The organism is Streptomyces sp. NPDC101237 (assembly GCF_044767465.1).
Lineage (GTDB): Bacteria > Actinomycetota > Actinomycetes > Streptomycetales > Streptomycetaceae > Streptomyces > Streptomyces gramineus.
Map to the genome: position 1 here is coordinate 315,519 of NZ_JBIWNY010000005.1, position 15,553 is coordinate 331,071.

The following is a 15,553-nucleotide window of genomic DNA, read 5'->3' on the forward strand; positions in this document are numbered from 1 at the left end:
ACGCCTCACCTGTTGACGGACTGGATCTCCTGCACGACGACATCCTGGGTGGCGCCGAAGGTGCCGTCGTCCAGCGGTCCGCCGGCCGCTCCCGTTCCCGTCCAGTGGATCTTCCAGGTGATCGTCGCCTTCAACGGGTACGAGCCGTCGCCCGACGAGCGCAGATACTTCACCCCACAGGGTGGCGCTTCGTTGGCCCTCCCCTTGGCATAGGCCTCACCGATGCTGCCGTTCCTGAACTCGCAGACACCCGAGGCGGGGTATGTCACCGCGTCCGAAGTACCTGGGTCGATCTTGAGGGAGTACGGGGTGGCGGTGGTCGTGGCGCTGATGCCCAGCACAGGTACGGACGCCGTGACGGAGACGGGCTTGAATTCGGCACCGTCCAGCCACGCCCAGGTGGGGAGGTTGACCTTCGTCTTGTCCGCCGGGGCCAAGGTCACCTTCGTGCCGGGGACGCGGAGCTCGTTGTAGGCGAGCTGCGCGAGGATCTGCGGGGTGACCGCCTGCGGTACGTCGGCCGGTGGGGCGTCACCTGTGTCCACCCAGAAGATGGGCTTCGTGCAGTCGAGCACGCCAGGATCTCCCTCACGGCCCTTCGTGACGTACGAGTCCCACCAATAGCCCTTGTCGGCCTTGTCCTTGTTGAAGTCCTTGTAGGGCTTCCCGTTGACGTAGCGGTCGCGCTGCTGGGCGTCCCACTCGTAGCCCGTCGAATCGACCGCCCAGATCGGCTTCAGGTAGGCCTCGAGCGCATCAGGTGAATACTTGGGAGCGTAGTAGCAGGCCGGCGGGGTCCACGTCGTGGCCGGTGTCACCGCGCCGGCGGTCGTCCCGGAGCCGTTCTTGGACAGGTCGTAGACAACGGCACCGGCGGTGGCGGAGATGTTGCCCTTGCCGTCACTTTCACCGGACGTGTGCGTCCCGGGGTCGCCGTTCGTGCTGCCACCGTGCCCGTAGCCCGCGAACGCCTGGGCGGGACAGGCCAGGAGGGCGACCGCGACGACTACGACAACTGCCGGGTTCCGGAATTTCATGGCTGGCATACGGAGCTCCCCCGCTGCGACGTCAGCTTCTCTGTGATCCACACACCCTGCTTGTTTAGGCGCAGCAGGCTGTCGTAGAGGACGTAATCGTCCTTCGAGGCCTTGGTGACCTGTGTCTTTCCGGTCTTCAGGTTCTTGTTGTACGCCTTGGTCTGGTCTTCGCAGTAGACGAGTCCCGCGGTCCCGTCGTCGTTGATCTGAACCTTGGCGTCGGAGTAGCGCTTGGTTCCGGTGATTCGGTCCTTGTAGTCCACAAATTCCTGGATGAACTTCTGGCTACCGGCAGCGGCAAGACCCTCGGAGTAGAACCGGTAGGCCTTGTCGAGCGGAGCCTGCTTCGCGATCGCCAAGTCCACGGCCTTGATGAACTGTTCGGTATCACCGAGGACCGCGTCCTTCTTCGCGTCACCCGTCTTCGCCCACTCGAATGAGTAGGTCAGGTCCGAGGGGAGCGTGATCTCCGGGCGGCCGCCGACCGCCGCCGAAGCCGAAGCACTCGACGAAGCCGAAGCCGACGCTCCCGTGTCCGCGCCCGCGATCTTGCCGTTCGAGTCGGACTTGTCTCCGCCGCCTCCGCCGCAGCCGGAAAGCAGCAGCGCGGTCGTCACACCGACGGTGGCTGTCGTGAGCAGGCGGCGGGAACGGCGGGTCACAGTGGGCTCCTGGTGGGGCGATTGAGGATGGTGGCCCCTGCAATGGAACACGGCCGGGGTCACGTGACTCAAGGCCGGGCGGTCCCGACGCGGGGTGATGCGGGTCATTTCCAGTGCAGCGAACGGGCGATCGCGTCGAACAGATCGACCATGGCGCCGGCGAACGGGTCCAGTGAGGTCGAGAACGTGAGCAGCAGGACGGCCGTGGTGTTCGGCACCCCGACCGCGTAGTCCACCACGGTCACGGGCAGTTGGTTGCCGGTCGGATCCCCGGCGTCCGGGACCCTGCGGGTCCGGCGCATCGTCGCGGGACCGGCGAAGGGGAGGTCGACCTCGGTGACCTGCTGGGACCGGCCCTTCGCATCGAGACGGACATCCGCCTCCGCCGGGACCAGCGTGACGAGGAGCGAGGCCGACAGCGGCACCGGGCCGACGGACGTCGTCGAGATGTAGAGCTCGACGCCGCCGTTCTCGTAGCCCTCTTCCGCTCGCGCCCCGACGGCTCTGGTGAATTCGCGCTTGAGGAGCACGGCGTCGTCCTGGCCTTCGAAGACCCGCTCGGCCAGCGCACGAACCGGGGCTTTCCAGCCGTCGGGTTCGAGCGGAATCCTGAACCAGCCGTCCGGAACGAGCAGGCCGTAGTCGCTCGGTGGAAGAGCGTCACTCTCCCGGCGGCCGTCGGCCACGGCGTCCGGCATTCCTCAGCCTTCCTTCGTCTCGGTGAGCTCCAGCGACTCCGCCAGCGTCTGCGCCAGTTCCAGGAGGGCGTCACTGAAGACCAGATTCGTCCACGACATCCGGAGGACGAGGATGTTGTCGACCTCCGGCGGAAGCACCGCGTAGGTGACCGTTTCCATCATCGTCTTCTTCTTGAAGAGCGAGCCGGTCTCGACCGAGAGGAGTTCCTGGACGCGTACACCGGGCCCGGCCGGCAAGTTCACCTCGGTCACGCCGCGACGCTCGGGTGACGTCGGCAGCACGGCTTCCAGGAGGTCCGGGAGTCTCTCCGTGGAGCGGTATCCGTCTCCGTCGTAGTCATGTACCTCATAGACGGCCGTCAGCGCCTTGGCCGCGTCGATCACATAGGCGTAGGCGAAGGTGGGATCGCCCAGATCGGCCGTCGCGCCGACCCGGGCAAGGACCGAGGAGAGTTCCCGGAGCTCGCCGCGGGGAGCGTCCGCGCCGAGGTGTTCCCTGGCCGCCTGCTTGGCCCACTTCTCGAATTCCACGTCCTGCCCCACCGGGAGCCTGATGCTGCCCTCGGGTTCGGAGATCAGGCACTGCCACGTCACGTCATCACTCATGGCGTGTTCCTTCCGGCCGTCATGAGCCCGCCGTCCAAGCGGTCTTCCACCGGTTGTAGGGGTTGTCCCACTCGGTGAGCCCGTGGAGTTTGTCGTTTCCGTCGATGGCGGTCGCCGCGGCGGTGTAGGCCAGCCACCTCTGCCCGGCGGACCGTACATAGTCAGTGAATTTCACGCCGCCCATGCTTTCGAACTTGCCGAGAACCGGCACCTCGGTGAGTGCCTTGCTGGACTCGACCCACTCCGGGTTACCGAAGGGCCGCACGCCCCGCCAGGTCTCCCTGCCAAGAAGTTTCCCGACGTCCTTGAAGTCCTTGAGGCCTTTCACGGCCTCTGCCGTGTCCCGGTAGATCACCTGGGGATTCAGGACGTGCTTGAACTCGCCGAGCTTCCCGAATGCACCCGGCAAGTCCGCGGCGAGTCTCCGTGACGCGTCTTCGGCGGCCTGGTTGGCCAGCTTGGTCGCCTTGCCCTTCAGGGTGTTCGCGGCTTTCGCCGACCGGCCGGTCAGCGAGTTGGCGGCGAGGAAGTCCGCGCGCGCCGAGCGGCTCGCCGTCTGCACGCCCCGCACGCCCGCCGCGGCCGCCTTGCCGGCGCTCAGCGCGGCACGGCCCAGTCCCAGCGTGAGCAGGGCCACGCCGTCCAGCACCAGGTCGGCGATGCTCGCGTCTCCCGAGAAGACGAGCACCAGATGGCAGGCCAGGGACACCATGGTGGCGAGCAGGGCGATCGCGTCCAGCACGCCCGCCAGCGCCCAGCCGATCACCGGGATCCAGCCCACCAGCAGGGAGGCGAGGGCGCAGGCCGTCGCGACCCAGCCGGCGATGTCCGCGACGGTCTTGAGCGCTCCCTTGACGTTCTCCCAGGTGGAGTCCTTCAGGCGGTCGTGGTCGATGAGCGCCTCCAGAGCGCGGGCCGCTCTCTCCCCGGCCCGGTCACGGGCGTTCTTGGCGGCGTGCACCCGCTTGGCGGCGTCGCCGACCCGGCCGTCGACCTCGTCACGCTTGCTGGTCAGGTCGCGCTTCCGCTGCTCGTAGTCGCTCGCGGACGTGTCGAGGGCGTCGAGTGACCTGTCGAGGCGGTCACGTTCCTCGCAGTCGCGCTCGGCGTCGTTACGGGCCTTGTCCGCCGCCTGCTGGGAAGACGCCAGGACGGAGGCGTACTTCTCGTCCGGTTGCTCCGTCTGCTCACCGAGGAGGTCGGCCGCGGTCTCGAACCGGTCGAGGACGCTCTTCAGCCGCCCGACGGTCCCCTCGGCCGTCCTGCGGAACTCGTTCGCGGCATCACTCTGCCAGCCGTCCACACCGCAGAGGGCCTCGATGTTGCCCGTCTGTCTTCTGATGGCATCGGCGACCGAGCGGAAGCGCCGGCCCAGCCTCGCCACGGCCTCGGGGTCTCCGGACACCGGGTCGGAGTCGAGCCCGACCGGTGACCAGTCCTTCGGTCGGGACATCATCCCCCTTGTCTCCGCGGTTGCTTCTCCTGCTTGCGGACCGCGTTGGCGAGTTCGGTGTCGATCTGGGCGTACGCCTGGGCAGCCGCCTTGGTGATGGCCGCGAGCCTGGCCAACTCCCCTTCGAGCTTTCCGCGCTTGTAGTCCCAGTTGTCGGCGAAGTCGTCGAGCCGGTCGGTGAGTTCCTCGTGACCCACGATCTCCCGGCTCCAGCCGTAGGCGCCCTTGTCGTCGAGCCCCTGCAACTCTCCGACGATCTTCTCGATACCCGTGGCGACACTCTTGAGCACGTCGAGATCGTCGATCCTGGTCCTGTCACCCACGACGCCTCACCTGTTGACGGACTGGATCTCCTGCACGACGACATCCTGGGTGGCGCCGAAGGTGCCGTCCGGCAGGTCCTTGCGGGGAGTTCCGGTACCGGTCCAGTGGATCTTCCAGGTGATCGTGGCCTTGAGCGGGTACGAGCCCGAGCCGGAGGACCGCAGATACTTCACCCCACAGGGTGGTGTCTCGTCGGCCTTCCCCTTGGCGTAGGCCTCCCCGATACCGCCGTTCGTGAACTCACAGACACCCGAGGCCGGATACGTCACGGCATCCGAGGTGCCGGGTTCGATCTTGAGCGAGTAGGGCTCGGCGGTGGTCGTGGCGGTGATGCCGAGAGCGGGAACGGAGGCGGTGACGGAGACCGGCTTGAACTCGGCGCCGTCCAGCCACGCCCAGGTGGGGAGGTTGACCTTCGTCCTGTCTGCCGGAGCCAGCGTCACCTTCGTGCTCGGGACGCGGATCTCGTTGTAGGCGAGTTGGGCGAGGATCTCCGGAGTGATCGCCTGGGGAATGTCGGCCGGCGGGGCGTCACCGGTGTCCACCCAGAAAATCTCCTTGGTGCAGTCGAGGGCGCCGGGATCACCCGCGCGCCCCGGTGTGACATACGAGTCCCACCAGTAGCCTTTGCCGGCCTTGTCCTTGTTGAAGTCCTTGTAGGGCTTCCCGTTGACGTAGCGGTCGCGCTGCGTCGCGTCCCATTCGTAGCCCGTCGAGTCGACCCCCCAGATCGGGGTCAGGTAGGCCTCGAGCTCGTCGGGACTGTACTTGGGCGCGTAGTAACAGGCCGGTGGGGTCCACGTCGTCGTCGACGTCACCGGGCCGACGGATGCCCCGGAACCGTTTTTGGACAGGTCGTAGACGACGGCGCCGGCGGTCGCGGAGACCTTGCCGCCCTTCTGGTCACCACTGGCCTGGGTATTGGTGCCCGATCCGCCTCCGGGAGTGATCGTGGCCCAGGCAGCCGGCCCGGAGGACCACAACACGATGCCGAGGACGAAAGCGCATGTGGTTCCTCTGGCTACGGCTGACACTGAGCTGCCCCCCTGATGGAAATAATCTGCGATGTCTGCCAGACGCCGTCGGAGTTCTTGTCGAGCCTGGTGTTGTACGAGACGTAGCTGTCCTTGTTGACGGACGTTTTGTTGATCTTGTGGGTCTTCTTGTTCCTGCTGAAGCCCTTGCTCTCGTCACCGCAGAAAGTGAGGATGGCCGACGTCTTGCTCCTGAGCGTCACCTTGCGGTCGTAGTACCGGACAACGCCGGTGATCGTGACGTCCGCCTTCTTGAACTGGGCGACCCAGGAAAGTGTGGCCTCAAGAGCCTTACCGGTGTTGTAGTAGGCGAGGCCCTCACCCTTGGGATCCGTGCCGGTGATGGCCGCGTCCTCCGCCCGCGCCCTCTCCGCACCGTCCGCAAGCACCGCGTCCTTGACCGGGTCCCCCGTCTGACCACCCTCGAAGGTCAGCGTCATGTCCGACGGCAACGTGATCTTCGGGCGCCCCGCGTCCTCCGTCGCCGAAGCCGAAGCGCTCGGGGAAGCCGAAGCCGACGCTCCCGGGTCCGCGCCCGCGATCTTGCCGTTCGAGTCGGACTTGTCTCCGTCGCCTCCGCCGCAGCCGGAAAGCAGCAGTGCGGTCGTCACACCGACGGTGGCTGTCGTGAGCAGGCGGCGGGAACGGCGGGTCACGGTGGGCTCCTGGTGGGGCGATTGGGGTCTGCGAAGCAGCGAATACGGTATCGGGGGCCATCCGGAACGCACCAGAGCGATTTGCTGCGACGCACGGGAACGAAAGGCGCGCGCCTGATCATAGGCGGGCAACTCCACAGCATCATCACGCCTTTGGTGCCGTCCCGTGACATCCCCACGACCCTCGGTTGCCCCTAGCAAAGGTCCGCAGGCCGAACCGGTTCGCCGCGAGGCGGGGTGATCCACGCAGTTGCTCCCGCCTCGAACAAAGGGTTCCTGTAAGTTCGCGTGTGCACAGGCGGGTTGACGGGGCGTACGCGACGGGGGTTGCGGGTTATGACGGGGTACCGGCCGGCGGACTGGCAGCCACTCGATCTGGACCGGGATCCGACGCCCGGCGACCCGCAGCGTGTGCGCACGCTCGCCTCCCAATTGCATGCTTTCGCCGATGACGTGTCGGACGCGTTGCGTCTGGTGAAGGGCATGGCGGGTGAGGACACCCTGCTGCAGTGGGCGGGGAAGTCGGCGGAGGTGTTCAAGGAGCAGTTCAAGGACGTTCCGAAGAACCTGAAGAAGCTGAAGAAGTCCTACGAGCTGTGCGGGGACGCGCTCGCGGACTACTGGCCGAAGCTGGAGCGGGCGCAGGCCCTGGCGGACCGGGCGCTGGCGAAGGCGAAGGAGGCCCGGTCCGATCTCTCCTCCGCCAAGTCGCGTCTGTCCTCGGCTGATTCGTGGGTGACGCGGGCCGGGAGGGAAGCGGACAAGTACAAGGACGACCCCACCGGCAGCAAGAGCGTCGAGAAGCCGGACGAGGCGAAGGTGCGGGCCGCGGCCCGGGACGTGCGGAACGCGAAGTCCGCGCACACCGCGGCCCAGTCGGACGTCACGACCGCGCAGAACGCCCTCGATGCGGCGAAGAAGATGGCCGAGGACGCGCGGAAGATGCGCGACGACGCGGCGGGCGAGGCGAAGCGGAGGATCGACGAGGCGTCGGACGCGGGGATCCCGAACCGGCACTGGTGGCAGGACGTGGGTCACTGGTTCGAGGACAACTGGGACACCATCGTCACGGTCTGCAAGGTCGTCGTCGCGGTCGTCGGGATCATCGCGATGATCATCGGCGGCCCGATCCTCGCCGCGATCGTCCTGGTCGCGGCCCTCGTCGTCCTCGCGGACACGCTCTACAAATACTCCAAGGGGCAGGCGTCCCTGTGGGACGTGGCATTCGCCGCGTTGGACTGCATACCCGGCGGCAAGGGCATCACGTCACTGGGCAAGCTCGCCAAGGGCGTGAAGGAGCTGAAGAACCTCCGCGGCGGCATGAAGGCCATGAGTCTCGCCGTCCGCGGGCTGGGCAAGAACGCGCGGGGGATGCTGGCCGAAGGCGCGGAGGGCGCGTTCAGCCGGCTGAAGAGCGTGGTGCGGTCCAAGGGCAGCGACCCGATCGACATGGCCACCGGCGCGATGTACCTCCAACAGGCCGACGTGGAGCTCCCCGGCCTGCTGCCGCTGGCATTCACCCGCCGGGTCGCCTCCGACTACCGCTGCGGCTGGTGGTTCGGTCCGAGCTGGGCCTCGACGCTCGACGAGCGTCTGGAGATCGACGCGCACGGCGTCGTCCACGTCACCGAGGACGGCCTGCTCCTCGCCTATCCCCATCCTGTGGCCCCCGGGGTCCCCGTGCTGCCCGAAACCGGTCCGCGCCGGCCGCTGACCCGGCAGGACGACGGCCGCTACCGGGTCACCGATCCGGTGACCGGGCACAGCAGGCTGTTCACGGCCCCGCGGGACGGCGTCGGCCTGCTCACCCGGATCACGGACCGCAACCACCACCACATCGACATCGACCACGACACGGACGGCACACCGCTGGCCGTCCGGCATTCCGGCGGCTACCACCTCAAACTGACCGTGGAGGAGGGACGGATCACCGTCCTCGCCCTCGCCGACGCGGGCACCGACGGCTCGGATATCGTCGTCAAGCGGTACGGCTACACCGACGGCAACCTCACCTCGGTGATCAACTCCTCCGGGCTCCCCCTCACGTTCACCTACGACGAGCGTCTGCGCGTCATCACGTGGGAGGACACCAACCACCGCCGCTACCACTACACCTACGACGACCGGGACCGCTGCCTCGGCGAGGGCGGCGAGGCCGGTCACCTCGCGATCACGCTCTCCTACGACGGCACCGACCCCGCCCGCCCCGACTGCCGCGTCACCACCCTCACCACGGCCGCCGGGGCCGTGTCCCGTTTCCTCGTCGACCGGCGGTCCCTGGTGGTGGCCGAGACCGACCCGATGGGCGGCACGGTCACCACCGCCTACGACGCGCACCAGTACGTGACCTCGACGACGGATCCGCTCGGCCACCGTACGGTCTTCGTGAACAACGAGGCGGGACAGCCGGTCGAGATGACCCGGGCCGACGGCTCCGTCGTCCGCGTCACCTACGACGAACAGCAGTCACCCACGGCGCTGACCCTGCCGGACGGCTCCTCCTGGCTGTACGACAACGACGAGCGCGGCAACGTCGTCGCCGTCACGGATCCCGCCGGCGGGGTCACGCGCCTGCGCCGGGCGGTGGACGGCAGCCCCGTCGAGGTCACGGACGCGACCGGCCGCACCGTCGCCTACACGCACAACGCGGCTGGTCTGCCGTTGACGGCGACGGACGGCCTCGGCAACACCACTCGCTACAGCTACGACGCTTTCGGCCTGACCACGATGGTGACCGACGCGCTCGGCCACGCGACCCGCCTGGAACGCAACGTCGAGGGACTCCCGGTGCGACGCACCGACCCGGACGGGTCCCACGAGAGCTGGGAGTACGACGGCGAGGGAAACTGTATCCGCCATGTCGACGCCGTCGGCCAGGTGACCACCTTCGAGCACACGCACTTCGACCGGCTCAGCAGCCGTACCGGGCCGAGCGGCGAGCACCACGCTTTCACGCACGACGCCGGCCTCCGCCTCGCCCGGGTGACCAACCCGCAGGGACTGTCATGGAACTACTCGTACGACGCGGCCGGGCAGCTCCTCCAGGAGACGGACTTCGACGGCCGCACCACGCGTTACACGTACGACGCGGCCGGGCGGATGGCCACGCGGACCAACGCGCTCGGGCAGACGGTCCGCTACCACCGGGACGCCCTGGGACAGATCACCGCCAAGGACGTCGACGGCACGACCACCGTGTACGCGTACGCGGCGAACGGCTCGTTGACCGAGGCCGTCGGTCCGCACAGCAGCCTGCGCGTCGAACTCGACGCGAACGGCCGCCGGGTCAGGGAAACCGTCGACGGCAGGACCATGACCTTCGGCTACGACGCGGCCGGCAACCGGACACTGCGCACCACTCCCTCGGGCGCGCGCAGCGACTGGACCTACGACGTCGCCGGCCGCACGGTCCGCCTCGCCACCCGGGGGCACGCCCTCGACTTCGTGCGCGACGCGGCCGACCGCGAGATCACCCGCCTGGTCGACGGCGCGTTCACCCTTGACCGCGGATACGACAGCCTCGACCGGCTGGTGACCCAGCGCGCCACCGCTCCGGACGGCCGAGAGATCACAGAACGCTCCTACGCCTACCGTCCCGACAGCTACCTCACCGGCGTCCAGGACGCGCACGCGGGCGACCGAAGCTTCGACCTCGACGCCCGGGGTCAGGTCATCGCGGTCCACGCGGCCGGCTGGAGCGAGCGGTACGCCTACGACCCGGCGGGCAACCAGACCGAGGCATCGTGGCCGCAGGGACACCCGGGACACGAGGCGACCGGGCCGCGCGAGTACTCCGGAACCCGGCTGACCCGGGCCGGCGGTGTCCACTACGAGTACGACACCGCGGGACGGGTGACCGTCCGCCGCAGGACCCGGCTGTCCCGCAAGCCCGATGTCTGGCAGTACGAATGGGACGCCGAGGACCGGCTCACCACCGCCACCACACCCGACGGCAGCCGCTGGCGCTACACCTACGACCCCCTGGGCAGGAGAACCGCGAAACTCCTCATGGGGGCCGACGGGGAGACGGTCCTGGAGCGCACCGTCTTCACCTGGGACGGCAACACGCTCTGCGAACAGACCGTCGAGCGCTACGACACCGATGTGCACACCACACTGACCTGGGACCACGACGGACTCGCCCCGCTGAGCCAGACCGAAAGGATCTGGGCGGCAACGGCACCCCAGGACACCATCGACGAGCGCTTCTTCGCCATCGTCACCGACCTGGTGGGGGCCCCCACCGAGCTGGTTTCCCCGGACGGCGAGATCGCCTGGCGGACGCGGTCCACGGTATGGGGAAACACCGTCTGGAACCGTGACGCGAGCGCCTACACCCCACTGCGCTTCCCCGGGCAGTACCACGACCCGGAGACCGGTCTCCACTACAACCATCACCGGCATTACGACCCCGAGACCGCCCGCTACACCAGCCCCGACCCGCTGGGCCTGCGTCCGGCGCCGAACCCCGTCGCCTACGTCCACAACCCGCACACCTGGTCCGACCCGCTCGGTCTCGCGCCCCTGTGCCATCTGCACGGCGGTGACACCGGCAGCCCGGGGGGCCTCGGCATCCTTCCGGGTCCCGCGCCGCAGAAGGCCGCGGACATGCTGGACAAGGTCAATGCCCGGCCGGGCGGCATCGGCAAGGTCGACGGCTACCATGGCAACGCCAACTGGGGTAACAACCTCAACGCCCTGCCCGGCGGCAAGTACAAGGAATGGGACGTCAACGCCAAGGCCGACCTCCCCGGATGCAGCGCGCCGGGCTGCGGGAAGGAGATCAGGGGCCCCGAGCGGCTGCTGACTCCGAAGGACGGGCCAGGACCGGCGTACTACACGCCCGACCACTACGGAACCTTCTACTACGTCGGCGAATTCACGGGATGATCCAGGAATGACGAGTTTTGATCTCGCAGGCACCTCGCAGCCCTGGGTCGTGTTCGTCCCCCAGGGGTCGTCCGAGGTCCGGGAGCAACTGGCGGAGCTGTCGGCGAAGGGCGGCCGGGTGCACCACTTCGACGCCCGGGACCTGATGACGGTGCCGGGCACGTACCGCGCCCTCGCGCGGACCCTGCAGTTCCCGGGCTACTTCGGCGAGAACTGGGACGCCGTGGTGGACTGCCTGGACGACCTGTGCGACGCGGTCACCGGCGGAGTCGGCATCGCCGGCGTCGTCCATGACGCCGATCCGCTGCTGGAGACCGAGCACTTCCCGCTGTTCGTGTCGGTCCTGTGCCAGGGGGCCGACCGCGCGAACTCGGCGGTCGACCTCGACGGCGACCCCCTGGACCGGCCGGCCGTCATCGAGCACTTCGTCCTGGAGTTCCGCGCGTTCGATCCGGAGGGGATCGCCCGGCGGATCGCCCAGAAGGACCTCGTCGTCACCGTCGGGGACGGATTCGTCGGGGCCGCGCTCAACCCCGAGGAATGGCACTGAGACGCGGGACCCCCGACGGTACGGTGATCGACCGTTCACCCGCGGCGCGGCTCGCGAGCGCGGTGCGCGAGGGAGCCGAGCGCTTCGCGGCGCCCCGGCTTCCGCTCCTGCCCGAGGACGACGCGGGACGGGAGAATCTGGAGAAGTCCCTGGCCGAGATCGACGCCCTCGCGACACGGCTGCCTCCCGCGAACGCCACTGGATGACAGGTGTCAGCCTGCTCCCCGGAGCACCGGAACGCGGAACCCTCAGCGCCCTCGACGGCGGCTGTGGAGCCCCCGGTCAACGCCCCTGCCCGGAAGCGCGCCCGCCTCTGTACGTCCGCGGGGCCCGCTGCGGCTCGGGGCCGGTCCGTCGCCGGCGAGGACTTTCCCTCCCCCGCCCGTCCGGCCACACCCGTGCCCGTCGTCCCGCCGCCACGTCCTCCATCCACCCGCACGCCACCACCGCCGCCACGATCAGCGGCCACACCGCGAGGAAGGTCCAGACGCCGTACGTCGAGTCCAGGAGTCCGGACGCCCGGTCGGAGTCCATGAAGGGCAGGTTGTACGCCTGGTCGACGATCGGGAACGTCGCCATGATCAGCATGTTGTGCCACAGGTAGATCGTCACCGCGCGGTTGTTGGAGAGGGTGATCGCTCTGTCCCAGCGGCGGAGGCGGCGGGGCAGTTCGCGCCAGGACGGGGCGTACTGGAGGAGCAGGACCACCGCTCCGAAGGACCAGCAGGCCTGCGCGAACGGGATGTCGTTCAGGTCGCCGCCCCCGGGGCCCGGATGGCCCGAGGCCCACCACAGGCCCACCGCCATCACCACGCAGGACAGCGAGACCGCCGCGTAGCGCGGGACCCGTGCCAGGACCCCGTCCTGGTGGGCGAAGCCGAGGATCCAGCAGCCGCCGTACACCGCGAAGTCGGTCACCGCGTTGCCCGCCTCGCCCGGGATCGTCACGAGTCCCGTGCCCATGACGGCCGTAAGGGCAAGGGGAACCAGGGCCGTCGGCAGGGGCCATCTGCGGAACGCCCTCAGCAGCAGGGGCGACAGCAGGACGAACCAGAGGTACGCGCGCAGGTACCAGAGCGGGCCCGCCGCCTGTTCCGCCCAGGTGTCGTCCAGCAACCCCGAGGCGGAGCCCAGGTGTTCGGGGTACGGCGGGGCGCCGAGCGGCAGGACGTAGGTGCTCAGCCTGGCCCAGCCGGTCCAACCGCCGCCGACGTCCGGGTCGTTCAGCGGGTGCCAGCCGGCCGTCAGCAGGAGGGTCAGCAGGACCGCGCCGAACAGCCACAGCGGCGGCAGGAGGCGGCGGAGCCTGCCCCGGATCACGTGCGCCGCCGGCCGGCTCAGGCTGCGTGCCATCAGCGAGCCCGCCAGCGCGAACATCACGCCCATGGAGGGGAACAGGACGGTCAGCCAGGGCCAGCCGAACAGGTGGTAGACCACCACGCGGAGCAGGGCCAGGAAGCGGAGCAGGTCCAGGTAGCGGTCCCGGACGGGTCCGCCGGCGGCCGTGCGGGCCGGAGCGGTGTCGGCCTGGGTCATGCCGGCAGCCTGCCCTTCGTCCGGTCCGGGTCGCCACCCGGCGCCCCCACCACGCCCGTGCGCCGCAGTTTCTGCCACCGCAGCCGGCCGCCGGTGAGGGCCGTGATCCAGGACTGGAGGAGTACGACGTACATCAGCTGGCGGTAGAGGATCTGCTGCAGGGGGAGCGAGACGAGGTGGGTCATGCGTTCGCGGTCCAGGCGGAAGGCGTAGGCCGCGCAGACCGCCTGCACGGCGAGGACGCCGAGCCAGGCGCCGATCGTCCTGCGCGTCGGGCCGAAGACGATGCCGTAGAGGAGGAACGCGTCGATCAGCGGGGCCAGGAGCGGGGCCACGACCATGAAGAGGGAGACCAGGGGCAGGCCCACGCGGCCGAAGCGCCCGGACGGGCCCCGGTCCAGGAGTGCCCCGCGGTGTTTCCAGATCGCCTGCATGGTGCCGTACGACCAGCGGTAGCGCTGGGACCAGAGCTGGGAGACGGACTCCGGGACCTCGGTCCAGGCGCGGGCCCGTTCGGCGTACACCACCCGCCAGCCGTCGCGGTGGATGGCCATCGTGATGTCGGTGTCCTCGGCGAGGGTGTCGTCGCTCATGCCGCCGACCCGTTCCAGGGCGGTACGGCGGAACGCGCCGACCGCGCCGGGGATGGTCGGCATGCAGCGCAGGACGTCGTACATCCGGCGGTCCAGGTTGAAGCCCATCACGTACTCGATGTGCTGCCAGGCGCCGATCAGGGAGTCCCGGTTGCCGACCTTCGCGTTGCCGGCGACGGCGCCGACCCGCGGATCGCCGAAGGGCTGCACCAGTTCGCGTACGGTGGCCGGTTCGAAGACCGTGTCGCCGTCCATCATCACGACGATGTCGTGCCGGGCGCCGGCCAGGCCGGTGTTGAGGGCGGCGGGCTTGCCCGCGTTGACCTGGCGGATCACCCGGACGTCCGGCAGGCCCAGGTCCTCCACGATGTCCGCCGTGCCGTCCGTCGAGCCGTCGTCGACGACGAGGATCTCGAGGGGATGCTCGCTCGCGGTCAGGGAACGGACCGTGTTCTCGATGCACTTGGCCTCGTTGTAGGCGGGGACCAGGACGGAGACGGGCTCCGTCACCGGCGGGCCCCAGCGGAAGTTCCTGCGGCGGACCCTGCGGGCGTGCGCGAAGGAGAGCCAGAGCATCAGCGCGAACCTGGCCAGCACGGCCGCGCCGACCACCGCGAGCCCGGCCACCAGCACGCCGGTGACGCCGTCCGCCGCCTGGACCAGGAAGATCCAGGCCCTGCCCTGCCAGCGGTCCGGGCCGCCGACCTGAGTGTGGGCGCTCGGCGCGTTCAGGGCCTCGGTGAGGTTGCCGAAGGTGTAACCGCGGTGCTGGAGCAGCGGGATGAAACGGTCCAGGGCGGCGACCGTCTGGTGGCGGTCGCCGCCCGAGTCGTGCATCAGGACGACGGCGCCCTTGCCGTCGTGCGGGGTCGCGTTGCGGACGATGGCGTCGACGCCCGGCTTGCGCCAGTCCTCGCTGTCCGTGTCGTTGACGACCGTGATGTAGCCGCGGCTGCCGATGTACCGCGTCACCGGCCAGGACCGATCGTCCATCGCGTCGGCGAAGGAGGAGTACGGCGGCCGGAACAGGGACGTCCGGATGCCGGCCGCGCCGGTGATCGCCAGCTGGGTCTGGGACAGCTCCCAGTCGATGCGCTTCGTCGACTGGTACGACAGGTCGGGGTGGCTGAAGGTGTGCACGCCGACCTCGTGGCCCTCGGCCACCATGCGCCGGACCAGGTGCGGATGGCGCGAGGTCATGGTGCCGGTGACGAAGAAGACGGCGTGCGCGTGGTGCCTCTTCAGGACGTCCAGGACCTGCGGGGTCCAGGTCGGGTCGGGTCCGTCGTCGAAGGTGAGGACCAGGTGGCGGTCGGGGACGCGCAGGGACGTCGTACGGCCGCCGCGGGTGTCGATGACCGGGCCGCCGTCCAGGATCCGCTCCGGGACCTGGCCGGAGGCGGCCTCGGGCCGGATCCGGTGGTCGGCGAGGATCTCGCTGTGCACGTAGCCGCGCAGCACCAGCATGGCCATCACGGCGGCCAGGACCAGGACGGGCAGCGTCAGGCGCATGG

The 15,553-nt window shown here is 69.1% G+C and carries 13 protein-coding genes; 3 read left to right on the forward strand and 10 right to left on the reverse strand.

The genetic code is table 11. The annotated features are described in order from the left end of the window. Positions 1–5: 5 nt before the first annotated feature. From ACIRQ9_RS10835 to ACIRQ9_RS10870, 8 genes are all read right to left on the reverse strand, one after another. Positions 6–1,046, reverse strand: a complete 1,041-nt coding sequence (locus tag ACIRQ9_RS10835) for a hypothetical protein (RefSeq protein WP_404169720.1) — start codon at positions 1,044–1,046, stop codon at positions 6–8. Continuing rightward, positions 1,034–1,699: a hypothetical protein gene (locus ACIRQ9_RS10840; protein WP_404169723.1), complete on the reverse strand. Its 666-nt coding sequence runs from the start codon at positions 1,697–1,699 to the stop codon at positions 1,034–1,036. The genes ACIRQ9_RS10835 and ACIRQ9_RS10840 overlap by 13 nt, the downstream gene beginning before the upstream one ends. Positions 1,700–1,803: 104 nt before the next feature. Beyond that, on the reverse strand, positions 1,804–2,397 hold the full coding sequence (locus ACIRQ9_RS10845; protein WP_404169726.1) for a hypothetical protein: 594 nt from the start codon (positions 2,395–2,397) through the stop codon (positions 1,804–1,806). 3 nt (positions 2,398–2,400) lie between these two features. Further along, complete coding sequence (locus ACIRQ9_RS10850) at positions 2,401–3,003, reverse strand: hypothetical protein (RefSeq protein WP_404169729.1); 603 nt, start codon at positions 3,001–3,003, stop codon at positions 2,401–2,403. A 19-nt stretch (positions 3,004–3,022) separates the two neighbouring features. Beyond that, positions 3,023–4,459, reverse strand: coding sequence for a hypothetical protein (locus ACIRQ9_RS10855; protein ID WP_404169732.1), 1,437 nt, complete (start codon positions 4,457–4,459; stop codon positions 3,023–3,025). Then, positions 4,456–4,779, reverse strand: coding sequence for a hypothetical protein (locus tag ACIRQ9_RS10860; RefSeq protein ID WP_404169735.1), 324 nt, complete (start codon positions 4,777–4,779; stop codon positions 4,456–4,458). Before ACIRQ9_RS10860 ends, ACIRQ9_RS10855 begins: the two co-directional genes overlap by 4 nt. Positions 4,780–4,785: 6 nt before the next feature. Continuing rightward, the gene (locus ACIRQ9_RS10865; protein WP_404169738.1) at positions 4,786–5,766 is read right to left on the reverse strand and encodes a hypothetical protein; all 981 of its coding nucleotides are present in this window, start codon (positions 5,764–5,766) and stop codon (positions 4,786–4,788) included. A gap of 35 nt (positions 5,767–5,801) precedes the next feature. Further along, a complete protein-coding gene (locus ACIRQ9_RS10870) occupies positions 5,802–6,470 on the reverse strand; it encodes a hypothetical protein (protein WP_404169740.1) in 669 nt (222 codons plus the stop codon). A 336-nt stretch (positions 6,471–6,806) separates the two neighbouring features. Between ACIRQ9_RS10870 and ACIRQ9_RS10875 the strand changes: the two genes are divergently transcribed. Genes ACIRQ9_RS10875 through ACIRQ9_RS10885 form a run of 3 tightly spaced genes read left to right on the forward strand, consistent with a single transcriptional unit; the run spans position 6,807 to position 12,116 of the window. Beyond that, positions 6,807–11,360: an RHS repeat-associated core domain-containing protein gene (locus tag ACIRQ9_RS10875; protein WP_404169742.1), complete on the forward strand. Its 4,554-nt coding sequence runs from the start codon at positions 6,807–6,809 to the stop codon at positions 11,358–11,360. Between the two features lie 7 nt (positions 11,361–11,367). Then, complete coding sequence (locus tag ACIRQ9_RS10880; protein WP_404169745.1) at positions 11,368–11,910, forward strand: barstar family protein; 543 nt, start codon at positions 11,368–11,370, stop codon at positions 11,908–11,910. Then, positions 11,901–12,116 (forward strand): hypothetical protein, encoded by a 216-nt coding sequence (locus ACIRQ9_RS10885; protein ID WP_404169748.1) that lies wholly within the window; start codon positions 11,901–11,903, stop codon positions 12,114–12,116. The genes ACIRQ9_RS10880 and ACIRQ9_RS10885 overlap by 10 nt, the downstream gene beginning before the upstream one ends. A gap of 76 nt (positions 12,117–12,192) precedes the next feature. On the opposite strand, the gene ACIRQ9_RS10890 is transcribed toward ACIRQ9_RS10885, so the two are convergent. Further along, the gene (locus tag ACIRQ9_RS10890; RefSeq protein ID WP_404169751.1) at positions 12,193–13,446 is read right to left on the reverse strand and encodes an acyltransferase; all 1,254 of its coding nucleotides are present in this window, start codon (positions 13,444–13,446) and stop codon (positions 12,193–12,195) included. Continuing rightward, positions 13,443–15,551 carry a glycosyltransferase gene (locus ACIRQ9_RS10895; RefSeq protein WP_404169915.1) on the reverse strand — a complete coding sequence of 703 codons (2,109 nt, stop codon included), beginning with the start codon at positions 15,549–15,551 and terminating at the stop codon, positions 13,443–13,445. Before ACIRQ9_RS10895 ends, ACIRQ9_RS10890 begins: the two co-directional genes overlap by 4 nt. Positions 15,552–15,553 lie beyond the last annotated feature (2 nt).